20 protein-coding genes and 1 pseudogene are annotated in these 22,855 nt (G+C 54.2%); all 21 read right to left on the bottom strand.

Annotation, left to right across the window (positions count from 1 at the left end; all coding sequences use genetic code 11):
* Window positions 1-2 precede the first annotated feature (2 nt).
* Window positions 3-1,136 carry a nucleoid-associated protein gene (locus SNL23_RS22905; RefSeq protein WP_318303622.1) on the bottom strand — a complete coding sequence of 378 codons (1,134 nt, stop codon included), beginning with the start codon at window positions 1,134-1,136 and terminating at the stop codon, window positions 3-5.
* Window positions 1,137-1,540: 404 nt separating this feature from the next.
* Window positions 1,541-1,672: a BPSL0761 family protein gene (locus SNL23_RS22900; protein WP_318303679.1), complete on the bottom strand. Its 132-nt coding sequence runs from the start codon at window positions 1,670-1,672 to the stop codon at window positions 1,541-1,543.
* A 256-nt stretch (window positions 1,673-1,928) separates the two neighbouring features.
* On the bottom strand, window positions 1,929-2,321 hold the full coding sequence (locus tag SNL23_RS31650; protein ID WP_412104261.1) for a DUF6957 family protein: 393 nt from the start codon (window positions 2,319-2,321) through the stop codon (window positions 1,929-1,931).
* Between the two features lie 537 nt (window positions 2,322-2,858).
* Window positions 2,859-4,529 carry a TnsD family Tn7-like transposition protein gene (locus SNL23_RS22895; protein WP_318303621.1) on the bottom strand — a complete coding sequence of 557 codons (1,671 nt, stop codon included), beginning with the start codon at window positions 4,527-4,529 and terminating at the stop codon, window positions 2,859-2,861.
* A gap of 270 nt (window positions 4,530-4,799) precedes the next feature.
* Entirely contained in the window at window positions 4,800-6,041 is a 1,242-nt protein-coding gene (locus tag SNL23_RS22890) for a TnsD family Tn7-like transposition protein (RefSeq protein ID WP_318303678.1), read from the bottom strand.
* A gap of 9 nt (window positions 6,042-6,050) precedes the next feature.
* Window positions 6,051-6,524 (bottom strand): annotated as a pseudogene (locus tag SNL23_RS22885) (TniQ family protein); the annotation flags it as partial.
* A gap of 15 nt (window positions 6,525-6,539) precedes the next feature.
* Complete coding sequence (locus SNL23_RS22880; RefSeq protein ID WP_318303620.1) at window positions 6,540-8,009, bottom strand: ATP-binding protein; 1,470 nt, start codon at window positions 8,007-8,009, stop codon at window positions 6,540-6,542.
* On the bottom strand, window positions 8,009-10,174 hold the full coding sequence (locus SNL23_RS22875; protein WP_318303619.1) for a Mu transposase C-terminal domain-containing protein: 2,166 nt from the start codon (window positions 10,172-10,174) through the stop codon (window positions 8,009-8,011). The genes SNL23_RS22880 and SNL23_RS22875 overlap by 1 nt, the downstream gene beginning before the upstream one ends.
* Entirely contained in the window at window positions 10,171-11,028 is an 858-nt protein-coding gene (locus SNL23_RS22870; RefSeq protein ID WP_318303618.1) for a TnsA endonuclease N-terminal domain-containing protein, read from the bottom strand. Before SNL23_RS22870 ends, SNL23_RS22875 begins: the two co-directional genes overlap by 4 nt.
* Before the next feature lie 279 nt (window positions 11,029-11,307).
* Window positions 11,308-13,140, bottom strand: a complete 1,833-nt coding sequence (glmS, locus tag SNL23_RS22865) for a glutamine--fructose-6-phosphate transaminase (isomerizing) (RefSeq protein WP_318303617.1) — start codon at window positions 13,138-13,140, stop codon at window positions 11,308-11,310.
* A 10-nt stretch (window positions 13,141-13,150) separates the two neighbouring features.
* A complete protein-coding gene (locus SNL23_RS22860) occupies window positions 13,151-13,918 on the bottom strand; it encodes a DeoR/GlpR family DNA-binding transcription regulator (RefSeq protein ID WP_076013256.1) in 768 nt (255 codons plus the stop codon).
* Window positions 13,919-14,146: 228 nt separating this feature from the next.
* Window positions 14,147-15,514 carry a bifunctional UDP-N-acetylglucosamine diphosphorylase/glucosamine-1-phosphate N-acetyltransferase GlmU gene (gene glmU, locus SNL23_RS22855; RefSeq protein ID WP_318303616.1) on the bottom strand — a complete coding sequence of 456 codons (1,368 nt, stop codon included), beginning with the start codon at window positions 15,512-15,514 and terminating at the stop codon, window positions 14,147-14,149.
* A 115-nt stretch (window positions 15,515-15,629) separates the two neighbouring features.
* The gene (locus SNL23_RS22850; RefSeq protein WP_008439541.1) at window positions 15,630-16,055 is read right to left on the bottom strand and encodes a F0F1 ATP synthase subunit epsilon; all 426 of its coding nucleotides are present in this window, start codon (window positions 16,053-16,055) and stop codon (window positions 15,630-15,632) included.
* Between the two features lie 44 nt (window positions 16,056-16,099).
* On the bottom strand, window positions 16,100-17,479 hold the full coding sequence (gene atpD, locus SNL23_RS22845; protein ID WP_076013259.1) for a F0F1 ATP synthase subunit beta: 1,380 nt from the start codon (window positions 17,477-17,479) through the stop codon (window positions 16,100-16,102).
* A gap of 27 nt (window positions 17,480-17,506) precedes the next feature.
* Complete coding sequence (gene atpG / locus SNL23_RS22840; RefSeq protein ID WP_076013260.1) at window positions 17,507-18,367, bottom strand: F0F1 ATP synthase subunit gamma; 861 nt, start codon at window positions 18,365-18,367, stop codon at window positions 17,507-17,509.
* Between the two features lie 50 nt (window positions 18,368-18,417).
* The gene (atpA, locus tag SNL23_RS22835; protein ID WP_076013261.1) at window positions 18,418-19,962 is read right to left on the bottom strand and encodes a F0F1 ATP synthase subunit alpha; all 1,545 of its coding nucleotides are present in this window, start codon (window positions 19,960-19,962) and stop codon (window positions 18,418-18,420) included.
* A 21-nt stretch (window positions 19,963-19,983) separates the two neighbouring features.
* Window positions 19,984-20,520 carry a F0F1 ATP synthase subunit delta gene (locus SNL23_RS22830; protein WP_003213551.1) on the bottom strand — a complete coding sequence of 179 codons (537 nt, stop codon included), beginning with the start codon at window positions 20,518-20,520 and terminating at the stop codon, window positions 19,984-19,986.
* A gap of 12 nt (window positions 20,521-20,532) precedes the next feature.
* The gene (locus SNL23_RS22825; protein ID WP_008439543.1) at window positions 20,533-21,003 is read right to left on the bottom strand and encodes a F0F1 ATP synthase subunit B; all 471 of its coding nucleotides are present in this window, start codon (window positions 21,001-21,003) and stop codon (window positions 20,533-20,535) included.
* 56 nt (window positions 21,004-21,059) lie between these two features.
* Window positions 21,060-21,317, bottom strand: a complete 258-nt coding sequence (atpE, locus tag SNL23_RS22820; RefSeq protein WP_002555987.1) for a F0F1 ATP synthase subunit C — start codon at window positions 21,315-21,317, stop codon at window positions 21,060-21,062.
* Window positions 21,318-21,450: 133 nt separating this feature from the next.
* Complete coding sequence (gene atpB / locus SNL23_RS22815) at window positions 21,451-22,320, bottom strand: F0F1 ATP synthase subunit A (RefSeq protein ID WP_076013262.1); 870 nt, start codon at window positions 22,318-22,320, stop codon at window positions 21,451-21,453.
* A 16-nt stretch (window positions 22,321-22,336) separates the two neighbouring features.
* Window positions 22,337-22,744 (bottom strand): F0F1 ATP synthase subunit I, encoded by a 408-nt coding sequence (locus SNL23_RS22810; protein ID WP_318303612.1) that lies wholly within the window; start codon window positions 22,742-22,744, stop codon window positions 22,337-22,339.
* Between the last annotated feature and the right edge of the window lie 111 nt (window positions 22,745-22,855).

Below are 22,855 nucleotides of genomic sequence, written 5' to 3'. Positions count from 1 at the left end.
TCTTAGCCGACCCTTGCCAGCAATTCTTTCTCGATCACACCAACCAGTTCGGCAGTCAGATTGGACAGGGTCAACTTCTTCCGTCCCTCATCATAATAAACGTCTGCGGCCGGATCCTTACCTAACGCTCCACGCTCGAATTGCAACGACCAGTTAGCCGCGTCCCCCTTGATACGGGTCTTCTCTTTCAGCGATTTCGCATTGACCGTAAAGTCGTCTGGCACCTTATGTTTCTCACTATTCAAATAGTCTTTCAGCCCAACAATTTCATCCACTAAGTCAGCGGGTACGTGTGCGACAGCGACGTGGCAGATAGCGTCCAAGCGCGCAGACTTGCCTGCGGCCAACTGCTCCTCCAGATACTTGATAACCGACTCTTTGGCCTTATAACCAAAGCCTTTTAACGTTTTGTTGTCGCGAAAAAACCGTGCAACGTTATCAATGGCATTTTTGGTAGCGCGTCCGGAAGCTACTCCTTTCGCACAACCAAGTGCGGAAATGAAATAGTCGGATGCCTGACTATCACGGCCCCGACTGATGAAGCACAGATAGGTTGAATCCACCTCATCCTCCGCGTCATCCTCATCCTGCTCAGGCGCAGCAACGGCCGCAGCTGCCATAGCCTTTATGGCCACGAAGCTCGCTAAGTTTATCCTGGCGGCCTGCTGAACCTTGTTGAGATCGACCTCTTGAATTTCCTTAGGCACATAGTTCTCGTCCAGCTGAATACCACCGCGTTCCTTCATGCTGGCGACCAGGAAAAAATCTGTTGCGCCCGCGGTGTACTGGGCGCAAAGGATATGGCCACCGGTCGATAAGACTTGATTACCGGCTTGCTCCACCAGTTGGTCCATTGCCAAGTGGGTCAAGTCGATAAATTGCGCTTCATCATCTTGTACTTCTACGAACGCGGTGAAGCGCTCTGGAAACGGCCCCTGACGGTCATCATTGGCAAACTGGCCGTAAACTACACTGTTGCCTTCTTTGCCGATGAGGCCGTGGATACCATTGACCAGAAAATGCAAGGCGGGATTTTCAGTATCGAGCGCCACATCCTTCTTGACCACCTCGGAGATAAAGCTGGTCTTGGCCAGCTTCTTGAAGCTGTGAATAATGGCAGTTTTCAGCGTGATCATAGGTCGAATTCCGTTCCGATAGTATCAATATGGAATCACTGAAAATAACACCTTAACCAGCAAACTTCAGGGCTTATCTCGACACCCGACAACACTTACGGGCTTCAACGCCTAGGTGATCAGTAAGACCGCACGAACCCATTAACTGTATATACATACAGCTTAATAAGCTACGCCGTTCATTAGCAAGAAGTTCGGAGCGTTGAAGCGCGGACCGCGTCATCTCGGATTGTCACAGACCATGGTCTTTATCATAGACTCAGTCTGAGAAAATTTTCCCAGCCTTATCCGTCGGTGCTGGAGCTCAACAGGGGAGTGTGGACCACTATCGCGGACTCTCGCGCTTGATCGCTCGGACCCTTCGTTTGAAGCAACTCTTCAATGGAACATATCCCAAAGATCACTCATGGTTCTGTGTAATGCCGCAGGAGGCCTTTTGCCTGCTGACGAACAGATTCTGGGAGGGTCTGATCTCGAGACAGCTCACGCAAGAACTCGCCTGCTTGGACAATACTCCGGGTACGCTCGCAGGGCATGGTCATGTGTCGCCACTCCGCTAGAATTTGCACTTCACCTTAGAAAGCCCATCACCATCGCCAAGGGCTCTGTGGGTGCGAGCCATTCGTTTGAATTGAAGCAAGCACGCCGCTTGGCTCACCAGAATTAAACAAGGTCTCCATGGGCCTATTTTCAAGGACGAATACTGATACGTGGCCATCACAACGTTTTGGTAAGCACCGAGAAAAAACCGGGATAGTTGAGTCGGTCGAAGCCTAAAATATTAAACGACTCTCAGTACAGGCTCTGCGCGACGTCCAGGTTTGCTCGTACCCTTTGGCCGGGCCCCATCAACACATAAACGGTGTTTTTTGTCTCGAACAGGCAATCGTGAGTGAAGGAAACACCCAATGAGGTTCTTACCCAATGACCCCGTGGGAAACGTCCATTGCTATCGTGGAGAACAAATAAAGCGTTGACCAGAGTAGGAGTCACTCCTCTGCTAACAACGACCTTTAACTGACGGGGGGAGACCGCTAAATCAAACACCGCCCATTCAGCGACTAGGCAGTAGGGGCGTCCTGGGAAGTGAAATCCGACCAGAGCCACCGCGTCTGAATGAGCAAGGTCACATCCAGGTATTTTTTCACCCCCGGAAAGCAGTTCTACTAGGTCCGCCAGATTCATTCGTCCCTCCGACCCACTTCAAAAATCGAGTCGAATGATCAATCACACCAATCAGCATAGCTGCCCGTAAATCGCCCGGTCTTAACTCCGATGAACAGCAGGCAAAACTTCGCTCATCTCCTCAACAGCTGACGGTTAGCCCTTTCGCTATGGTCTGATTTACGCCGAGATATCACTGATTGTGGGCTCACGTTCTCAAGACCTACAGCTCTACGTATACCCCGCCTCACTGAACACCACTATTTCAATGGGTGGTGTTGCCGTCTGGAGTGGATTGCGCCAGCTACCGACGTAATGCCATTGCACATGCTTGAATCCGACGTAGAGATAGATGCCGATGTCTGCGGCATTGACTGGGCGATATTGGCGTGTGCGGCATAGACCCGTATCTGCGGAAGCCGCTGATATCGGTGCACGTCCAATGCCCCATCGATACGCAATTGGCGTCGGTATAAATAGTGACATCCACCGCGCAGCAATTCGCCTCAGAGATCATCGGATCCAGAGCATTGCTGTGCCATTCCATAAAAATGTCTACTAGAGCTTTGTATTGGACGCGATCATCTCTAAGTATGCATTGCCACCCATGGGAATATCATAACCTGGTGGCCCTTCCCATTGCCGAGAGACGCCGGTATTTCTAAGCGTAACTTCACAATCAATACCTTCTTTAACCATGTTATCTAAATCCCACTCAAAGTGATTTATGAAAGCTTGGCAGGCCACATGAGGTACTGTAGTCAATAACCTTAAGCTGGAGCTGTTTGGGGGTAACTTAAGTCTCGCGATCTCCGACATCGTCCATATAAATCTCCGTAACCGGAAATGCCAAAGAGATTCAAGATGAAGTTCAAGTTGTTCTGACACCAACGGAAATGACTTACGAGTCGCACGCTCCCTACTTAATTTTCGCGGCAAAAGTGCAAGCATGTTAGTGATATTTACTCGAACCTGTTTTTGGGTGATGCGGTACAAATTTTCAACACCTTTCTTAAGAATGGTTGCGTATTTTTCGTCCTCATCGCTCACCACCGACTCGATACGATTCTTCTGCTTTACGTCCCTAGTAATTACACTCAACAACCAGTCCTTATCGTTTTCGTTGAGCCAGCGTGTTACTTGATAGGCATTGACCCAAAGATAGTCCATACCAATACCTGGCTTAACCTCAAGTAGTATTGAGATTTTCTCTCGATAAGCCTTTTTTTTACTCTCTGGCAAAGCTTTCCCTTTAAGACGGACCGTCGGGTTTACTGAGCTAGTAAGTAGAGACTCTTCCGCTAAGCATTTCTCAAATTTCTCTGCACTATCAAAAAGATGGAGAGATATTAGAAGGTGCCGCGCCAACGGCATATCGATTTGACCTCTTGTTGTCGATAGTCTAATCCATTGGCGTCGGATGCCAGCTCCGTATGCCAGGTCAATTTTCGAAATAGTTTCATCGCCGAACTTATCGCGAATACTGCTAAACAATTTAGCAGTGCCAATGAGATTTCCGTGAACAAACCCACGTTTCTTTGCTTGACGCCGATAACAGGCCGCCAAAACCTTATAATCCACCGATGGCAGATTGCATTGCAGAATATCGTTTACAAAAACTGCATACTGTCGCTCTTCAGATGAGGCCAGTAAACGGTTCGCAGGTGTAATAGCGTTCCATCCACAAATACAATCCTCGGTTAAAACAGGTAATAACTTGTTTTTACGAAAGAAAGGGTGAGAGCAATTCGGACAAGATTGAAGAAGCTCCTCGCCGTGCCGCCAGCAGGCCGTAACGCCCGGCACATGATGAGCGCGGTGCCAATATGCATAACCTGACTCTATGAGGTCGGCTTGCACACAGGCTAAGCAAATCTTGGCTCTGCTATTTTTGGTGCCCTCCCACCTAGGCACTCGAGCAACATCTGACAAAACTCTGTCCAGTTCCTTAGAGGGGTCTTTTGATAACCCTATAAAAGGCCTGTATGCAGGAAAATGAGTATTAATTTCAAGCAACTCATTAAAATTGCTTTCTTTAATTCCTGGTAATCGAGATGCAAGATTTTCTAATTGCTTCGGTATAATCGAAAGTTGAAATGGGGCAACGCCAAAAAGATCATGAAACGTTTCTGCCTCAGTTTTGTTTCCGGACAAAAAATGGTACCGAGTAATACGAGATAACAGTGTCTCGTCTGGCATCGATATTGGGAAAAAAAGAATGCTTGACATGAGTAGCCGACTTTCTAGCGTGGGTTCTGGTAGGACGTGGATCCTGTGAAGGAGTACTTTTATCACATATCACCCTGTACCCAGGCAAGGATTTTTATGAACGCAGCACAGAGCGAACAGCCATCAACTACAACTTTAAAAATCAGCCGTTTTTATTCGGTGTCATAATATAATACCGAACACATATAAATATCCTTCGTGTATCGCTTCGCCAAAAACTCACACAGCGAATCTATTTTCTGCTCATTGACGGGACTTCTGGCGATGGCGTTACAGAGCAACACCCATACTAGAATCAGAATGCAGTCCGCCTGTGCGCGGTTTTCTGATACACGCTGTTCGATATATAGATGATTGAGTAATTGGTCTGCCGTCCAGTTTTATCTTTCGCTCGGCCCAGCTCAAACGCCTCCTATGGAATGCATCAAGGGTTTCGCATTCAGCTGCCAGTGCAGCCTCACAGCGCGGCAGCTTGTTGAGCTGCTTTTCAAACCTAGATAACACATGAAGCTCTCTGCCTATTTTTGTCCGTGAGATACGGATAGGTTTACCTGGAAGCGTTCGTAACATTTCAGCGCATTGAACCACTTCGTTGGCAAGGTTAAGGTCGAGGGCTTTGAATCTTTCTGCCTGCTGTCCGCGCGGTCTGTGGGCTTTACCTGGCTCTTGTGTACGCTCGGACAGCCATTGCCGATCGTTTCGATGAAGCCACACATAATCTCGACACTCATGAGCTAGGCGAGCTCTGTAATCCCCCTCAAATCGATTCCTCCTATCATCCAGCTGTTTCGAGAACCTTGCCTCTTTCCATCGGTCAGGTCCATCCGAAATCGCGCGTATCATTCGGTAGACGCACGTAACCGAGTTCCTTGTTTCTGACGCTATGGTCTTCGCGTTAGCCCCCGAGAGCGCCAGCGTCCAGATCGTTTCAGATGCCTCACCCATATACTCATTGGTGCTTGAGCGATTGGTTGAAGATCCGTTGGCAGCTCGTCCACCAGGAGTTTCGGTAATGGCAGTTCGATTAAGCGACTCGGTAATACGCCCGTTCTGTCGCAGTATCCTTTCCATGTCGACCTTCAGCGCACAGGCCAGCAGGATGAATTTCAGCGGATGATGGGTTCCCCTCGGCTTACGCAAAAGCTTCAGAACCCAGGCCGCCGGTATATCCGCAGACGATTTGCTCAGTATCGAGTACTCCCCTGAGGAGGGAAGAGCCTCAAAGAACGCAGACATGTGCCGCGCCAATCTACCTAAGTGCAGCCGACCAATGTCAGAAGCCATTTCCAAGGCAATAGCGCTATCCAGAAACACCGATCGAATCGCATCAGGACACAATGGAGGAACATCAGTCTCAAGCACCTGCATCGAACGTTGCGCTATTTCGTGCAGAGCACTTTGTAGATTTTGAGGGATGTCTAACGAAATGGAGTGAGACTGAACGTCCTCATCGTCCGGTAAGTGCATTCTTCGAGAGTTTCGGCTTAACCAGCGGTAATCAAGGAACTTCAACGTGGTTCCATGGTGGGGACAGATCAAAACGCCTGGAAGCTGATGCACACGGTGCCAGTACGCTGCTCCCAGACAGGCCATGTCCTGGGCAATACAGTCGAAGCAAAATCGCACTCTCGAAGCGAACCCGAGCCGACTCGCGATTAACCCCAACTTTAGCATCAACCCCTCGCCGTTTCCCGCCATCAAGGTATTGGCGTCGTCGACCTGTTGCTTGGTCAAAAAAGGTTCGTAGTAGGGCAGCTGCGTATGGCGCTTTATGACCTCGTCTAGCGATAAGCCCGTGCCACACGGCAGCGCGTCGGCAAGCTCAGCTAGTCGACATGGAAAAGCTACGTTCTGCGAGAAGAAGTTCGCGGACCGCGCGCCATCAAAAACTGCTCCGCAGCTACGTACGCCACAGAGCCGGGCGTATCTCGAAAGGACACTGTGAAGCGTCTCATCGGGAAAAACGGCCGGAAAGAAATGGAATTTGAGCCCCATTTCGTCACCTTTTATTCACCCCTTCCGATACAACGGGGAGAATTCAAATAGATCGCTGTTTATCCAACCGGCGCTTTTCAACGCCTCAATGGAGTCTTCACTTTCACTTAGCGCCTGTGCCTCTGACGTCTCAACTGCCACCGCCGCAGGCGACTGCGATTTGACTTGGTTAACAGCCGCCACATTAGGTTTTTTCGCACTATTGTCGCTACGACTTATGACACTGCGCAGCAACGCCAGTCGCTCCGGCCGAGCCAGACCATCGAACGTCATCATGTCGCTTAGTTGGTCTTCAATCGGGAGCAAATCATCGAACTGCCGCATCCGTTTCGGATCTCGGCTTCGCAGGGCGGACAAAGCTGGCTTCAATATTTGCATCTTGGTGTTGCTGACCAACGCGATTGTCTCGGCGGTAACGCATTCCGAACCACTCTGGATCGCATACCTCTGACTGAGCACCAAAAGCTTCACCAAAAAGTCGGTGACGCCTTGTGTATGCTCATACAGCGCATCAAACACATCCTCGGTCAGTTCGGCCGGCTGCTGGTACCACTGATAGCTCCAGAGGTTTTCAACGAGCATGTGCCACTCGTCATCGTCCTTCTCAAAGCGTTTAAATTCGAGTACCCCGACGCCGCAGCAACGCCTTGCGTTGCGCATGACGTCCGAAAATAGGCTGATCATCGAATTTGTCCCGATGAACACCACGGGAATGCCGATGTTGTTCACTAGATGGAGGAAGAAATTCAACATGTTGTCCTTGCCCCCGGTTTTCGCCAGGTGCAGGTTCTGAAGTTCGTCGATCAGCAGAGCTCCGATGAAAAATGTACTCGCAACTTGTTCCATTTGTTGCAACGAGTCATTGATGTTCCGAGCCCGATACCGCTTGTAGTAATCCTCATCACCTAACGCTCGCCCGACCGCATAGAAAAATTGCTGACAGAAGCCAGCCAGCGACCCATCTCGGGGGCAGTCAAGCTTGAGCCAGGTGATCTGGGTATGGACGAACTGCTTTCCTTCATAACGCTCGTGTCGAATCGTTTGAGGGTAGAGACTCAAAATGGCTTCGAGTGCGGTGGACTTTCCAATGCCACTAAGGCCAACCAAACTGAACGTTTCGGCAGTGGACTTGAATCCATCATGGTAACGCTGCGCGCCAGAAAGCGAGTGTAGATGTCTGACAGTGTCTGGAGAGGTCGGGTTGCGTCCGACGTACCCACGTCGGACCAGCAATGAAAATACGGACTCCAGATCAATATGGACTAACAGAGGCTGAACCACCGTCCTCAACCGGTCGATACAGTGGATTCGAGCCGACGGGGCAAGGGTGAGCTCCTCGGGATCAACACGACGGGGAAAATTAGAGATCAACTGGCCTGCCACCTCTTCTGAGAAGATCGGTGGCAGCGCTTCGATGAGCGGATTACCCGCGTAATCGGAAATCGCCTGCTTGGTGTAGCTTGCGAAAACTTGGGCGCCTTTCATTAGTTTTTTCCTGGGCGGAGTCGTTTGAGCATATCGATGACCTGAGCGCTGCGAGGGCCGGCAAAGTTCTCCGAGCGTTCTCGGGCGGTCTCTGCCTTCTGCCCAGACGGTTCAACCCTCACACCCTCTGGCACATGGGCGGTCTCCCGCTCCTTGAGGCGTTCAACAGCGCGGTTCTCACGAATATTTCCAATCATCTCGGCCTTGGTCGCAGGTGCTGGCTCTTCCTTTCGCTCAGCCATCGCACCGCTGACGATTTGATTAACTTCCTCTAGAAGCGAAATCCGACTCTCCAACTCAGCGCGTTTATGCGCCGGAGGAGTCTGGCGGTAAGCTTCGAGCAGGTCGAAAACTTCATCGGATCTATAATCAGCATATTTGCTATCAGACTTACGCAAGTCGCAACGGATGAACTGTTTGTTGTCTCCCCGGATCCAAATATGTGCTGAGGAATTCGGGTCATACCAACACTCTATCGACCAAACCCCGCGGCTACGGGCTTTCGCAAACCAGTTGTTCTCGATTGCTACATCACAGACGTAGTGCATCCCTCGGAATAGCACACCACCCTTTTGCACCGTTGCTTGCTCGCGCGGAAGCAAATGGAGATAGACCAGCTCGTCGGGATGATTGTTTGGTTCGACATGGCCATTTTCTAATGCCCAAGTCCAGATACCTACCGGCGTCGGATCGACACCGTCGTTCATCATCTCTTGAGTGAGCCTGTCGGGCTGCCTGTTGAAGCGGTTATAGTGAAGGACGCACTGGATGATGATCTTGGTGAACTCTTTAATACTCAGCGTCGCGTCGAGTCGGTAATCTCGCTCGCCACGCTCCTTCTCCCTAGCCGCTACACCACCTGGAAGCCACCTGATACCTGTCAGATCGTTCAGGATACCGAACCGGCTCTCCACCATCGACTTCCAGTCCGGTCGGTAAGGCGGAGCGATTCCCAGCTCGATATTCAGGCCAGTGGCAAGACCTTCAGCTGCTTTCCCCAACATCTCGCCTCGATCAGCGTAGATGTGATGTGGGAGGTGGTGACAGGCCCATTCCTCTGGATCGATCGTGACCCCATTGGTAGCGCAAAACTGAACCTTCGAAGTGAAAGCGTTGAACAACGCTTGCCTGGCTCCGTTCCAACTCGGCCCCTCCAACCCGATGTAGAGACCGACGATCATGCCGGAAAAGCTATCAATGACGACGTACACAACCGGCCGTCCAATGAGCATTCGCCTGGAGTAGCCGTTCACGAGATAAATGTCAGCAATGGTGGCATCGATCTCAAACTGATGGCAGGGGCCGCGAAGCCAGTCACGCACGGTTCCGGAAAGGGGGCGGCAATCTTTTAGCCACTTCCGCATTCCCTTACGGCCACGTTCAGTTTCAACCTCGTCGAAATATTGCTTTCCCCAATAATCGAACTGTCTAAAGGAGGGAATTTCCGATTCGGGTAGGAGACGACCACTCGATTCTGGATTTTTCGACAGGTCTTTCGCTGTGTAGAACCTCCTGAGCATCTCGACATAGGAGCTGGTTATCGTAGAGGTCTTATCCCCCACAAATAACGAGTAACCGATACGGATACAGCGCTTATCCAAGGTATCGATAACCTTGGTCGGTGAAACGGCAATACCTTGATACTTTGGTTTCCTACCCGGGGGTTTTGCGGGATCATACTTGCGCTCAGGAACTCCGACGCCCGCGTAGTTTTTCAAGAGCGCATTTCGAACTTGGCCATTGATCCAGTAACGGTACAGAAGTCGATAGATACTCTTGCGCTGTAAGCCGAGCTCAACAGCTCTAGCGCCGACCATTCGCCCCATCTCACCGGGAGCAAATATCTGACCTGGATAACCTGAGTCGATCAGGGGTGCGATGATGTTCCACTTTTCATCCCTTTCCCGCTTCTTTTTCTCATCCAGGTCATCCTCTAATACTAAGAGAAACTCAGGCGTAACAATCTTGGCTGGCTTCGTATCACCTGCAATGAGGGAGCCGCGAAGCTCCTCCAAGCCCAAACCAATCGGTTGGCGGGGCGGGTCCGTTAATTGGATCAAAACGACCGCATCGTATAGCTCATTGACGTACAAGACCCTAACAATGCCCGGCACAACTGAAAACTCAGTGAGCGGTTCGAAACAATCATTGACTTGGACTTTCATGATAAGCCCTCCGCCGCCAGTGAAATTTTTATTGGGCTTTCGATGATTTCAAAGGTTGGTAGTGGTGCAGTCATTTGAATTGGAGTACCAACCAAATCTACCTTGATCGACTTAGCCCATATCAGGTGATGGTACAAAGCCCGAGAATCTTGATAGGTGATAAATAAACGTGCCGCAATCTTTCGCAGACTTTCAGCAGTACTCCACGGGTAAGGACGACAACTCGCTAAGTGCCCCAAAAAATCTGAATGCAATGATGGCTCTGACAAGGCGCGCGGCAGCTGAGCGAACTTCCTGAGTAAGCCTAAATTCTTGATCAAATCGGGGCTGAACATTTCTTCAGTGACAATGGCCCACTCAACGTGTTGGCCAGCCCAGAAACGCTTTTCGATCTCAAATTTTTCCAACGTCCTCTTGGCTGGTTTGCCTTCGAGGTCGCTGCGGTATTTGATTGTTCGGGCTACAGATTTAAAGCTGCCGTCAGGCTTTTTTATTGTTAATAAAAAATCCGTGGTCATGACGTAAGGAAGCACTGTCTTCGGATACCTGGGGTATCGCACTCCGATAGAGCTCGCGATTGCTTGAGCGCTTTCTCGCGGCAGCAATGGATACTGCTCGCGTATATCCACAACATCTTCCGAAAATTCGCATACCAAAAAATAGGCGCGTTCTAGGTCAGAAAAGAGGTGGTGGAGGCGATCGATCTTCACACCTTGGATCTTGTGGGAGCGTCCTCTGGAAGGCACGTCTTGGACGCGCAGCCACGGCAGATAACTGGCACCAGCTCCGCTACCGAATCCATTCGAAATATGCCGCTGAATATCTGTCTCAGACGAAAACCTACGACCGCGCAATGCTACCTCCTTCGTCCGCCGGGACCGCCTCTCCTCCCCATGAAAATAGTTATAGGAAAAAATCGTCCACCATCTACCGATGGTACAGCGATCTTTAGCCTACTCCCGGAGCGGAACGAAGCGGAGAATCTAGACCGATGGCTCAGCCCCAAAATGGAAACCCCCGTAGATACGGGGGTTTCGGCCTTGTGTCAATCTATGTTGTGTCGTGTCAATCTTTATTGTTTTGTGTCAATCTTTATTGTTAGAAACCAGGGGTTTTGCTGGTTCTGGTGAGGCTTATTCCACCGTCACCGACTTCGCCAGGTTGCGCGGCTGGTCAACGTCAGTGCCCTTGAGCACGGCGACGTAGTACGACAGCAACTGCAGCGGGATGGTGTAGAGGATCGGCGACAGGGTGTCGTGGATGTGCGGCATGTTGATGACGTGGGTGCCTTCGCCATTGGTCATGCCGGCCTTTTCATCGGCGAACACGATCAATTGGCCGCCACGGGCGCGCACTTCCTGCAGGTTGGATTTGAGCTTCTCCAGCAGTTCGTTGTTCGGCGCGACGGTAACGACTGGCATGTCGTCATCCACCAGGGCCAACGGGCCGTGCTTCAGCTCACCGGCCGGGTAGGCTTCGGCGTGGATGTAGGAGATTTCCTTGAGCTTGAGCGAACCTTCCATCGCCACCGGGTATTGCGCGCCACGGCCGAGGAACAGAGTGTGGTGCTTGTCGGCGAACAGCTCGGCGACTTTTTCCACCGTGCTGTCCATAGCCAACGCTTCGCCCAGGCGGGCCGGCAGGCGGCGCAGTTCTTCAACCAGGTGCGCCTCGACGCCTTCGCCCAGGGTGCCGCGAACCTGGCCAAGGGACAGGGTCAGCAGCAACAGGCCGACCAACTGGGTGGTAAAGGCTTTGGTGGAGGCCACGCCGATTTCGCGACCGGCCTGGGTCAGCAAGGTCAGGTCGGATTCGCGCACCAGGGAGCTGATGCCGACGTTGCAGATCGCCAGGCTGCCGAGGAAGCCCAGTTCCTTGGCATTGCGCAGGGCGGCCAGGGTGTCGGCGGTTTCGCCGGACTGGGAGATGGTCACGAACAGGGTGTCGGCCTGCACCACCACCTTGCGGTAGCGGAATTCGCTGGCAACTTCGACCTGGCACGGGATGCCGGCCAGTTCTTCGAGCCAGTAACGGGCAACCATGCCGGCGTGGTAGCTGGTGCCGCAGGCGACGATTTGCACGTTACGCACTTTGGCGAACAGCTCGGCGGCTTGCGGGCCGAAGGCTTGCACCAATACCTGGTTCTGGCTCAGGCGGCCTTCCAGGGTGCGTTGCACCACGGCCGGTTGCTCGTGGATTTCCTTGAGCATGAAGTGGCGGTACTCGCCCTTGTCGGCGGCTTCGGCACCGTCGCGGTACTGCACGGCTTCACGTTCCACGGACTGGCCGTTGACGTCCCAGATGGACACGCTTTCACGGCGGATCTCGGCGATATCGCCTTCTTCCAGGTACATGAAGCGGTCGGTCACCTGGCGCAGGGCCAGTTGGTCGGAGGCGAGGAAGTTCTCGCCCAGGCCCAGGCCGATCACCAACGGGCTGCCACTGCGGGCGGCGACCAGGCGGTCGGGCTGGCTGGCGCTGATCACGGCCAGGCCATAGGCGCCGTGCAGTTCCTTTACGGTGGCCTTGAGGGCGATGGTCAGATCGCCGAGGTCCTTGAGCTTGTGGTTCAGCAGGTGGGCGATGACTTCGGTGTCGGTGTCCGAGGTGAAGACATAACCCTGGCCTTTCAGCTGCTCACGCAGCACTTCGTGGTTTTCGATGATGCCGTTGTGCACAACCGCCAGGTCACCGGAGAAGTGCGGGTGGGCGTTGCGTTCGCACGGTGCGCCATGGGTGGCCCAGCGGGTGTGGGCGATCCCCAGGCGGCCTACCAGCGGCTCACCGGCCAATGCCTGCTCCAGTTCGCTGACCTTACCTGGGCGACGCATGCGCTCAAGTTTGCCGGCGTTGGTGAAAAGCGCCACACCGGCGCTATCGTAGCCACGGTATTCCAGGCGTTTGAGGCCTTCGAGCAAAATGGCGGTGACGTTTCGTTCAGCGACTGCGCCAACAATTCCACACATGGTTTCTCTCCTAGATGACTGCCGCGCAAATCAGCGTGATGCCGCGGGCTTGAATCTGGTCGCGGGCCTCAAGCGGCAGGCGATCATCGGTAATAAGGGTATGGACGCTGCCCCAGGGCAGTTCCAGGTTGGGGATTTTGCGGCCAATCTTGTCGGACTCGACCATCACCACCACTTCGCGGGCGACCTCGGCCATGACGCGGCTCAGTCCCAGCAATTCGTTGAAGGTGGTGGTGCCGCGCTCCAGGTCGATGCCATCGGCACCGATAAAGAGCTGGTCGAAATCGTAGGAACGCAGCACTTGCTCGGCAACCTGGCCCTGGAACGAGTCCGAATGCGGGTCCCAGGTGCCGCCGGTCATCAACAGCACCGGCTCATGCTCCAGGTCGCTCAAGGCGCTGGCCACGTGCAGGGAGTTGGTCATCACCACCAGGCCGGGCTGGTGGCCCAGTTCGGGGATCATGGCGGCGGTGGTGCTGCCGCTGTCGATGATGATGCGTGCGTGTTCCCGCAAGCGCCTGACGGCCGCACGGGCGATGGCGCGCTTGTAGGCCGAAATGGGCTGGGCCGGGTCGCCGACCAGTTCCTGGGGCATGGTGATGGCGCCGCCGTAGCGACGCAGCAACAGGCCGTTACTTTCGAGGGCGGCCAGGTCCTTGCGGATGGTCACTTCCGAGGTTTCGAAACGCTTGGCCAATTCGTCCACACTGACTTCGCCTTGCTCGGTGAGCAGGGCAAGGATGTTATGGCGACGTTGGGGTGTATTTCGTTTCGACATGGTAATTATAAGTTTCGTTTCGAAAGATAACGAAGGCAATCAAAACCTATTCACTCAAAATGGTCAAGCATGCGACTGAGTTTTTTGAATCAACACAGATAAAAATGTGGGAGCGGGCTTGCTCGCGAAGACGGTTTGTCAGTCAGCACATGTATCAACTGAAAGACAGCCTTCGCGAGCAAGCCCGCTCCCACATGGGCACTACAGTGTTTCGCGGTTGTGGATAACTCAGGTCTTCTTGATTTTGACCGGGCGCTTCCAACCGTCGATGTTGCGCTGACGGGCGCGGGCTACAGCCAGTTGGGACTTATCCACATCCTGGTTGATAGTTGAGCCTGCGGCTGTGTTCGAGCCATCACCAATGGTGACGGGTGCAATCAACGAGTTGTTGGAGCCGATAAATACGTCTTCTCCAATAGTCGTCTGGTACTTGTTGGCGCCGTCGTAATTACAAGTGATGGCGCCAGCGCCGATATTGCTGCGGGCACCAATCACTGCATCACCGAGGTAGGCCAGGTGCCCTGCCTTGGCGTCATTGCCCATCTGTGCGTTTTTCAGTTCTACAAAGTTACCCACATGAGCCCTGGCACCCAGCACGCTGCCCGGACGCAACCGCGCGAACGGACCGGCATCGCTGCCCTCGCCCATCACCGCACCGTCGATATGGCTGTTGGCCTTGATCACCACGCCTTTGCGCAGGGTGCTGTCCTTGATCACACAATTCGGGCCGATCACCACGTCGTCTTCAATGACCACGCGGCCTTCGAGGATCACGTTGATATCGATCAGCACGTCGCGGCCTACGGTGACATCGCCCCGCACATCGAAACGTGCCGGATCACGCAGCGTCACGCCCAGCGCCATCAGGCGACGACCTTCACGCAGTTGATAGTGACGCTCCAGCTCCGCCAGTTGCTTGCGGTCGTTGGCGCCCTGCACTTCCATTGGGTCGTGGGGCTGCTCAGTGGCGACCACCAGGCCATCACTGACGGCCATCTCGATGACGTCGGTCAGGTAGTACTCGCCCTGCGCGTTGTTGTTGGACAGGCGGCTCATCCAGTCAGCCAGGCGATCGGCCGGGACCGCGAGGATGCCGGTGTTGCCTTCGGTGATGGCGCGTTGGGCTTCGCTGGCGTCTTTATGTTCGACGATGGCAGCGACCTTGCCGTCAGCGTTGCGCACGATGCGGCCGTAGCCGGTGGGGTCGTCCAGCTCGACGGTGAGCAGGCCCATTTGGCCTGGCACTACGTGTTTGAGCAGGCGCTGCAAGGTTTCCACTTCGATCAACGGCACGTCACCGTATAGAATCAGCACGGTGTCGGCCTTGATGAACGGCACGGCTTGCGCGGTGGCATGGCCGGTACCCAATTGCTTGTCCTGCAATACGAAATTCAGGTCATCCGCCGCCAACCGCTCGCGCACCACATCGGCACCGTGGCCGATCACAACATGAATGCGCTGTGGATCCAGCTGCCGGGCGCTGTGGATAACATGGCCAAGCATGGAATTGCCGGCAACCGGGTGCAGCACCTTGGGCAGGGCCGAACGCATACGGGTGCCCTGGCCTGCGGCAAGAATTACGATTTCGAGAGACATGAATGGCTACCAATCCTGGGCGGTCAGACTTCAGACCAAAGAAGTGTTTTGCAAAAAAAGAAAAAGGGTAGCCGAGGCTACCCTTTTTAATCAATCACGCATGAGGCTTGACGGCTTAGCCGCCAAACTTCTTGCGGATCTGCTGGACGGTGCGCAGCTGAGCTGCGGCCTCGGCCAGACGTGCAGCAGCAGAACCGTAGTCGAAATCTGCGCCTTTTTCGTTCAGGGCCTTCTCGGCAGCCTTGACGGCTTCCTGAGCGGAGGCTTCATCCAGGTCAGCAGCACGTTGCACGGTGTCGGCAAGTACCTTGACCATGTTCGGCTGAACCTCTAGGAAACCACCAGAGATGTAAAACACCTCCCTTTCCCCGCCCAGCTTGGTCAGAGTGATCGGACCAGGCTTCAAGGATGTAATCAATGGCGCGTGGCCAAAGTTAATACCCAGGTCGCCCAGTTCGCCGTGTGCAATCACACTCTCGATCTGACCGGAGAAGATTTCCCCTTCCGCGCTGACGATATCGCAATGGAATGTCATAGCCATCTGATTGCCTCAACCTGATGAGCGCCCGTTACCGGGCGCCGGAATTACAGTTTCTTGGCTTTCTCGATCGCTTCTTCGATGCCGCCGACCATGTAGAACGCTTGTTCTGGCAGGTGGTCGTAGTCACCGTTGAGGATGCCTTTGAAGCCAGCAATGGTGTCTTTCAGGGAAACGTATTTACCCGAGGCACCGGTGAAGACTTCAGCCACGAAGAACGGCTGCGACAAGAAGCGCTGGATCTTACGAGCGCGGGATACCAACTGCTTGTCGGTTTCCGACAGCTCGTCCATACCCAGGATCGCAATGATGTCCTTCAGTTCTTTGTAACGCTGCAGAACGTACTGGACGCCGCGAGCGGTGTCGTAGTGTTCCTGACCGATTACGTTCGGGTCCAGCTGGCGCGAAGTCGAGTCCAGTGGATCGACCGCTGGGTAGATACCCAGGGAGGCGATGTCACGGGACAGTACGACGGTGGCGTCCAAGTGGGCGAACGTGGTCGCTGGCGACGGGTCAGTCAAGTCATCCGCAGGTACGTATACCGCTTGGATCGAGGTGATCGAACCGTTTTTGGTCGAAGTGATACGCTCTTGCAGAGTACCCATCTCTTCGGCCAGGGTCGGCTGGTAACCTACTGCGGAAGGCATACGGCCCAGCAGTGCGGATACTTCAGTACCGGCCAGGGTGTAACGATAGATGTTGTCGACGAACAGCAGAACGTCGTTACCTTCGTCACGGAACTTCTCGGCCATGGTCAGGCCGGTCAGTGCTACGCGCAGACGGTTACCCGGCGGCTCGTTCATCTGACCGTAAACCAGTGCCACTTTGTCCAGAACGTTGGAATCCTTCATCTCGTGGTAGAAGTCGTTACCCTCACGAGTACGCTCACCCACACCGGCGAACACGGAATAACCGCTGTGCTCGATGGCGATGTTACGGATCAGTTCCATCATGTTTACGGTTTTGCCTACACCGGCACCACCGAACAGACCGACTTTACCGCCCTTGGCGAACGGGCAAACCAGGTCGATAACCTTGATGCCGGTTTCCAGCAGGTCGTTGCCGCCCGCCTGTTCCGCGAAGGAAGGCGCAGGACGGTGAATGCCCCAGCGCTCTTCGGTTTCGATTGGACCGGCTTCGTCGATCGGGTTACCGAGGACGTCCATGATCCGGCCCAGGGTCGCTTTACCGACGGGTACGGAGATGGCTGCGCCAGAGTCAGTGACTTCCAGACCGCGCTTCAAGCCTTCGGTGGAACCCATTGCAATGGTACGAACCACGCCGTCGCCCAGCTGCTGCTGAACTTCCAGGGTGGTGCCTGCATCGCTTTTGACTTTCAAAGCGTTGTAGATGCTCGGTACGCTGTCGCGTGGGAATTCCACGTCGATAACGGCGCCGATGATTTGAACGATACGTCCGCTACTCATAGCTGGATCCTCTGAATATTTGAACCGTTAAACCGCGGCAGCGCCGCCGACGATTTCCGAGATCTCTTGGGTGATCGCAGCCTGGCGCGCCTTGTTGTAGATCAGCTGCAAATCGCTGATCAAATCACCGGCGTTGTCGGTAGCGTTCTTCATCGCGATCATCCGCGCAGCTTGTTCAGCCGCGTTGTTCTCGACCACCGCCTGGTACACCTGCGACTCCACGTAGCGCACCATCAAGCCGTCAAGCAGCTCTTTGGCGTCTGGTTCGTAGAGGTAGTCCCAGTGGTGCTTGAGTTCTTGTTCCGGGGTCGCCACCAATGGAATCAACTGCTCCACGGTAGGCTGCTGCGTCATGGTGTTGATGAACTTGTTGGATACCACGGACAGGCGGTCAATCCGGCCTTCCAGGTATGCATCCAGCATCACTTTGACGCTGCCGATCAAATCATTGATCGACGGTTCTTCACCCAGGTGGCTGATAGCTGCAACGACGTTACCGCCGAAGTTGCGGAAAAAGGCCGCACCCTTGCTACCGACCACACACAGATCGATCTCGACGCCGTTTTCGCGGTTTACCGCCATGTCCTTGACCAGGGCCTTGAACAGGTTGGTATTCAAACCACCGCACAAACCACGGTCACTGCTCACCACGACATAACCGACGCGCTTAACTTCACGGTCGAGCATGAACGGGTGGCGATATTCCGGGTTGGCGTTGGCCAGATGACCAATAACCTGGCGGATACGCTCCGCGTAGGGACGGCTAGCAGCCATGCGCATTTGTGCCTTGCGCATTTTGCTGACCGCCACTTTTTCCATGGCGCTGGTGATCTTTTGCGTGCTTTTGATGCTCGCAATCTTACTGCGAATCTCTTTTGCGCCTGCCATGTAACACCTATCAGGTTAGCAAGCGGGAGCCTCGCGGCCCCCGCTGCGGCTTACCAGGTTTGGGTGGCCTTGAACTTCTCGATACCGGCTTTGATGCCAGCGTCGATGTCGTCATTGAAGTCACCCTTCACGTTGATCTTCGCCATCAATTCGGCGTGATCGCGGTTGAAGTAAGCAATCAGCGCTTGTTCGAAGCTGCCGACCTTGGTGATTTCAACGTCGGTCAGGAACCCACGCTCAGCGGCATACAGCGACAGCGCCATGTCAGCGATCGACATTGGTGCGTATTGCTTCTGCTTCATCAGCTCGGTAACGCGCTGACCATGCTCAAGTTGCTTACGGGTCGCTTCGTCCAGGTCAGAAGCGAACTGGGCGAATGCCGCCAGTTCACGGTACTGAGCCAGAGCGGTACGGATACCACCGGAGAGCTTCTTGATGATCTTGGTCTGAGCGGCACCACCCACACGGGATACCGAAACACCGGCGTTCACTGCAGGACGGATCCCGGAGTTGAACATGGCCGATTCCAGGAAGATCTGACCGTCGGTGATGGAAATCACGTTGGTCGGAACGAACGCGGAAACGTCGCCAGCCTGGGTTTCGATGATCGGCAGTGCGGTCAGGGAACCGGTTTTGCCGGTCACTGCGCCGTTGGTGAACTTCTCTACGTATTCTTCCGAAACGCGGGATGCGCGCTCCAGCAGACGGGAGTGGAGATAGAACACGTCGCCTGGGTAAGCTTCACGGCCTGGTGGACGGCGCAGCAGCAGGGAAATCTGGCGGTAAGCCACTGCTTGCTTGGACAGATCGTCATAAACGATCAGCGCGTCTTCACCGCGGTCGCGGAAGTATTCGCCCATGGTGCAACCGGAGTACGGTGCCAGGAACTGAAGTGCAGCGGATTCGGAAGCACTGGCGGCCACGACGATGGTGTTAGCCAAGGCGCCGTTTTCTTCCAGCTTGCGAACCACGTTGGCGATGGTCGATTGTTTCTGACCGATTGCTACGTAGACGCAGAAAATCCCGCTGTCTTTCTGGTTGATGATCGCGTCGATCGCCAGAGCGGTTTTACCGATCTGACGGTCACCGATGATCAGCTCACGCTGGCCACGGCCGACAGGTATCATGGCATCGACAGCCTTGTAGCCAGTCTGTACAGGCTGGTCTACCGACTTACGCCAGATCACGCCTGGAGCAACTTTCTCGACCGCATCGGTCTCGGTGTTGTTCAGCGGACCTTTGCCGTCAACTGGGTTACCCAGTGCGTCGACAACGCGACCCAGCAGTTCCTTACCAACCGGAACCTCCAGGATGCGGCCTGTGCACTTGGCGCTCATGCCTTCAGCCAGAGTCTGGTAGGAGCCCAATACAACGGCACCTACAGAGTCCTGCTCCAGGTTGAGAGCCATACCGAAGACGCCGCCCGGAAACTCGATCATCTCGCCGTACATTACGTCGGCCAGACCGTGAATCCGCACGATGCCGTCAGATACGCTGACGACAGTGCCTTCGTTACGGGCTTGGGAGGTCACATCGAGCTTGTCGATGCGGCCCTTGATAATTTCACTTATTTCGGAAGGATTGAGTTGCTGCATTGCTCTGCTGCCCCTTCAAACTCAAGATTTCAATGCTTCGGCAAGATTCGCGAGTTTGCCGCGAATCGAGCCATCGATAACCAGGTCGCCGGCGCGAATGATGACACCACCAATCAGGGTGGCATCCTCCGCAACTTGCAGGCGCACTTCCCGGTCGAGTCGTGCACTGAGAACCTTGGCGAGTTTGTCTTGCTGTTCTTGGTTCAATGCAAAAGCACTGGTCACTTCAACGTCTACCGATTTCTCTTGTTCGGCCTTGTACAGGTCAAACAGAGCGGCGATCTCCGGCAGAAGCGGGAGACGGTCGTTTTCGGCAACGACGTGGATGAAGTTCTGCACTTTTACATCAAACTTGTCGCCGCACACGTCAATAAACGTGGCGGCCTTGTCTGCGCTCGTCAGTCGCGGGGCCTTGAGCACGCGCTGCATGGTGTCGTCTTGCGACACTGCTGCAGCCAGGCCGAGCATGGCTGACCAAGAGGCCAGCTGCTGGTGGGCCTGGGCGTGCTCGAAGGCTGCCTTAGCGTAAGGTCGGGCCAACGTGGTCAATTCTGCCATGATCGCCCTCGCTTAAATTTCAGCAGCCAGTTTGTTTACCAGCTCCGCGTGCGCGTTTTGATCGATTGTGGCACCCAGGATCTTCTCAGCACCGCCGACGGCCAGAGCACCCAGTTGGGCACGCAGCGCATCTTTGACACCGTTCAGTTCCTGCTCGATCTCGGCTTGAGCCTGAACCTTCACACGGTCAGCGTCGATACGGGCTTTTTCAACAGCCTCTTCAACGATCTGGTTACCGCGTTTCTTGGCTTGCTCAATGATTTCAGCTGCCTGAGCTTTCGCTTCGCGCAGTTGTTGACCCGCTTTATCTTGGGCCAACTCCAGGTCGCGAGCTGCTCGTGCGGCAGCGTCCAGTCCGTCTGCGATCTTCTTCTGACGTTCGTGCAAAGCCGCGATGACCGGAGGCCATACGAACTTCATGCAGAAAACTACAAAAATCAAGAACGCTAAGGACTGACCAATAATGGTTGCATTAATGTTCACGCCAATACCTCGCTCGTTCGTTGCACAACACACCAATCACTCGAAAAAACGAGTGATTAACCGGCGAGTTGACCAACGAAGGGGTTCGCGAAGGTGAAGAACAGAGCGATACCAACACCGATCATGGTCACGGCGTCGAGCAGGCCGGCGACGATGAACATTTTAACTTGCAGCATTGGAACCATTTCTGGCTGACGCGCTGCGCCTTCCAGGAACTTGCCGCCCAGCAGGCCGAAACCAATGGCAGTACCCAGGGCGCCCAGGCCGATCAACAGTGCAACAGCGATAGCGGTTAGACCAACTACAGTTTCCATCTTTCCTCCCGACTTTTACGTCGTATGGTTTAGGTTTTTTAGATTTTAAAGCGGTAAAACAAATCGTTTCATAGCCCTTCAGGGCTACCCTCCCGTTTGACCGGGAGGGACATCAGACTAGTCGAGACTGGTCTTAATGGTTCTCTTCGTGCGCCATCGAAAGGTAGACGATGGTCAGCATCATGAAGATAAACGCCTGCAGGGTGATGATCAGGATGTGGAACACAGCCCACGCCCACTGCAGAACAATGCCCAGGCCGCTAAGCCAGAGCAGACCACTGCCGAACATCACAGCGATCAGAATGAACACCAGCTCGCCGGCATACATGTTGCCGAACAGTCGCAGAGCCAGGGAAATCGGCTTGGCGATCAGGGTCACGAATTCCAGCAGGAAGTTCACCGGGATCAGCAGGGCTTGAAGGAAAATATTCTTGCTGCCGAACGGGTGCAGGGTCAGTTCGCCGATGAAGCCGCCGATGCCCTTGATCTTGATGCTGTAGAAAATGATCAACACGAACACCGACAGGGCCATGCCCAGGGTAGCGTTCGGGTCAGTGGTCGATACGGCACGGAATGGAATGTGCGGATCGCCGGAGATCGCCATGGCCAACTGAGGAATCCAGTCGACCGGAATCAGGTCGACGGCGTTCATCAGGAACACCCAGACGAAAATAGTCAGTGCCAACGGTGCAATCACCGCGCTACGACCATGGAAGCTGTCTTTCACGCTGCCATCGACGAATTCGACCAATACTTCAACGAAGTTCTGCAAAGCACCCGGCTGACCGGAAGTCGCCTTCTTTGCCGCCATGCGGAAAATCAGGACGAAGATCAGACCCAATGCGACAGACCAGCCCAGAGTATCCAGGTGGAATGCCCAGAAGCCCATTTCTTTGGCTTCTGCTGCGGTGTGGGCAAAGCCCCAGCCGCCGTTGGGAAGCTGACCGAAGGTCAGGTTCTGCAAGTGGTGCTGGATATAGCCCGAAGCGGTTGTTTCTGCCATGGTTGCCTCAAACGCCCTAAGGTTTCGAAAGTCTTGTTTTCATTAGCAGGGGAGCGAACCAGCTGACCAGTTGGGTCAACACGAACACGCCGAATACAGCCAGCGGCGCCAATGGCTTCACACCTGCAAAGGTCAGTGCAAACAGCACTGCCGTCAAAATCAATTTCCCCGCCTCGCCGGCATAAAAAGACCGGACGATGGCTTGGGCTGCTCGGGCGCCGGAAAACCGAAAGGCCCTGTGAGCAAAATACATATTGGGCAGCAAGGCTATCAGGCCTCCGCAGAGTCCCGAGTATCCGGCTACGACTCCATGCCAATACCAAAGCGCCAAAGCGGCGATCAGCAGGATGAAAAATTGAGCCAATAAAACCGGGAAAACGGCCAAGCGATGGAACGGCAACGTGTTTGGCGTGCGGGTTTCCATCACTCTTGCTCCTCAATGGTCGGCTGCCGGAAATCAATAACTTGGCATAATTTGTGCCGACAAAATGCGCGCAGAGTATAGGGGCGGTTCTGCCCCTATTCAACTGCCGGG

Origin of the sequence: Pseudomonas sp. SED1 (genome assembly GCF_034044025.1) — a bacterium.
GTDB lineage: Bacteria > Pseudomonadota > Gammaproteobacteria > Pseudomonadales > Pseudomonadaceae > Aquipseudomonas.
This window is presented reverse-complemented; position numbering and strand designations above follow the sequence as displayed.

Excerpts from the sequence above, each read along its gene's own strand:
- SNL23_RS22905 (WP_318303622.1), bottom strand. The coding sequence starts at position 1,136 with ATGATCACGCTGAAAACTGCCATTATTCACAGCTTCAAGAAGCTGGCC.
- SNL23_RS22900 (WP_318303679.1), bottom strand. The coding sequence starts at position 1,672 with ATGCCCTGCGAGCGTACCCGGAGTATTGTCCAAGCAGGCGAGTTCTTG.
- SNL23_RS31650 (WP_412104261.1), bottom strand. The coding sequence starts at position 2,321 with ATGAATCTGGCGGACCTAGTAGAACTGCTTTCCGGGGGTGAAAAAATA.
- SNL23_RS22895 (WP_318303621.1), bottom strand. The coding sequence starts at position 4,529 with ATGTCAAGCATTCTTTTTTTCCCAATATCGATGCCAGACGAGACACTG.
- SNL23_RS22880 (WP_318303620.1), bottom strand. The coding sequence starts at position 8,009 with ATGAAAGGCGCCCAAGTTTTCGCAAGCTACACCAAGCAGGCGATTTCC.
- SNL23_RS22875 (WP_318303619.1), bottom strand. The coding sequence starts at position 10,174 with ATGAAAGTCCAAGTCAATGATTGTTTCGAACCGCTCACTGAGTTTTCA.
- glmS (WP_318303617.1), bottom strand. The coding sequence starts at position 13,140 with ATGTGTGGAATTGTTGGCGCAGTCGCTGAACGAAACGTCACCGCCATT.
- SNL23_RS22860 (WP_076013256.1), bottom strand. The coding sequence starts at position 13,918 with ATGTCGAAACGAAATACACCCCAACGTCGCCATAACATCCTTGCCCTG.
- glmU (WP_318303616.1), bottom strand. The coding sequence starts at position 15,514 with ATGTCTCTCGAAATCGTAATTCTTGCCGCAGGCCAGGGCACCCGTATG.
- SNL23_RS22850 (WP_008439541.1), bottom strand. The coding sequence starts at position 16,055 with ATGGCTATGACATTCCATTGCGATATCGTCAGCGCGGAAGGGGAAATC.
- atpD (WP_076013259.1), bottom strand. The coding sequence starts at position 17,479 with ATGAGTAGCGGACGTATCGTTCAAATCATCGGCGCCGTTATCGACGTG.
- atpG (WP_076013260.1), bottom strand. The coding sequence starts at position 18,367 with ATGGCAGGCGCAAAAGAGATTCGCAGTAAGATTGCGAGCATCAAAAGC.
- atpA (WP_076013261.1), bottom strand. The coding sequence starts at position 19,962 with ATGCAGCAACTCAATCCTTCCGAAATAAGTGAAATTATCAAGGGCCGC.
- SNL23_RS22830 (WP_003213551.1), bottom strand. The coding sequence starts at position 20,520 with ATGGCAGAATTGACCACGTTGGCCCGACCTTACGCTAAGGCAGCCTTC.
- atpE (WP_002555987.1), bottom strand. The coding sequence starts at position 21,317 with ATGGAAACTGTAGTTGGTCTAACCGCTATCGCTGTTGCACTGTTGATC.
- atpB (WP_076013262.1), bottom strand. The coding sequence starts at position 22,320 with ATGGCAGAAACAACCGCTTCGGGCTATATCCAGCACCACTTGCAGAAC.
- SNL23_RS22810 (WP_318303612.1), bottom strand. The coding sequence starts at position 22,744 with ATGGAAACCCGCACGCCAAACACGTTGCCGTTCCATCGCTTGGCCGTT.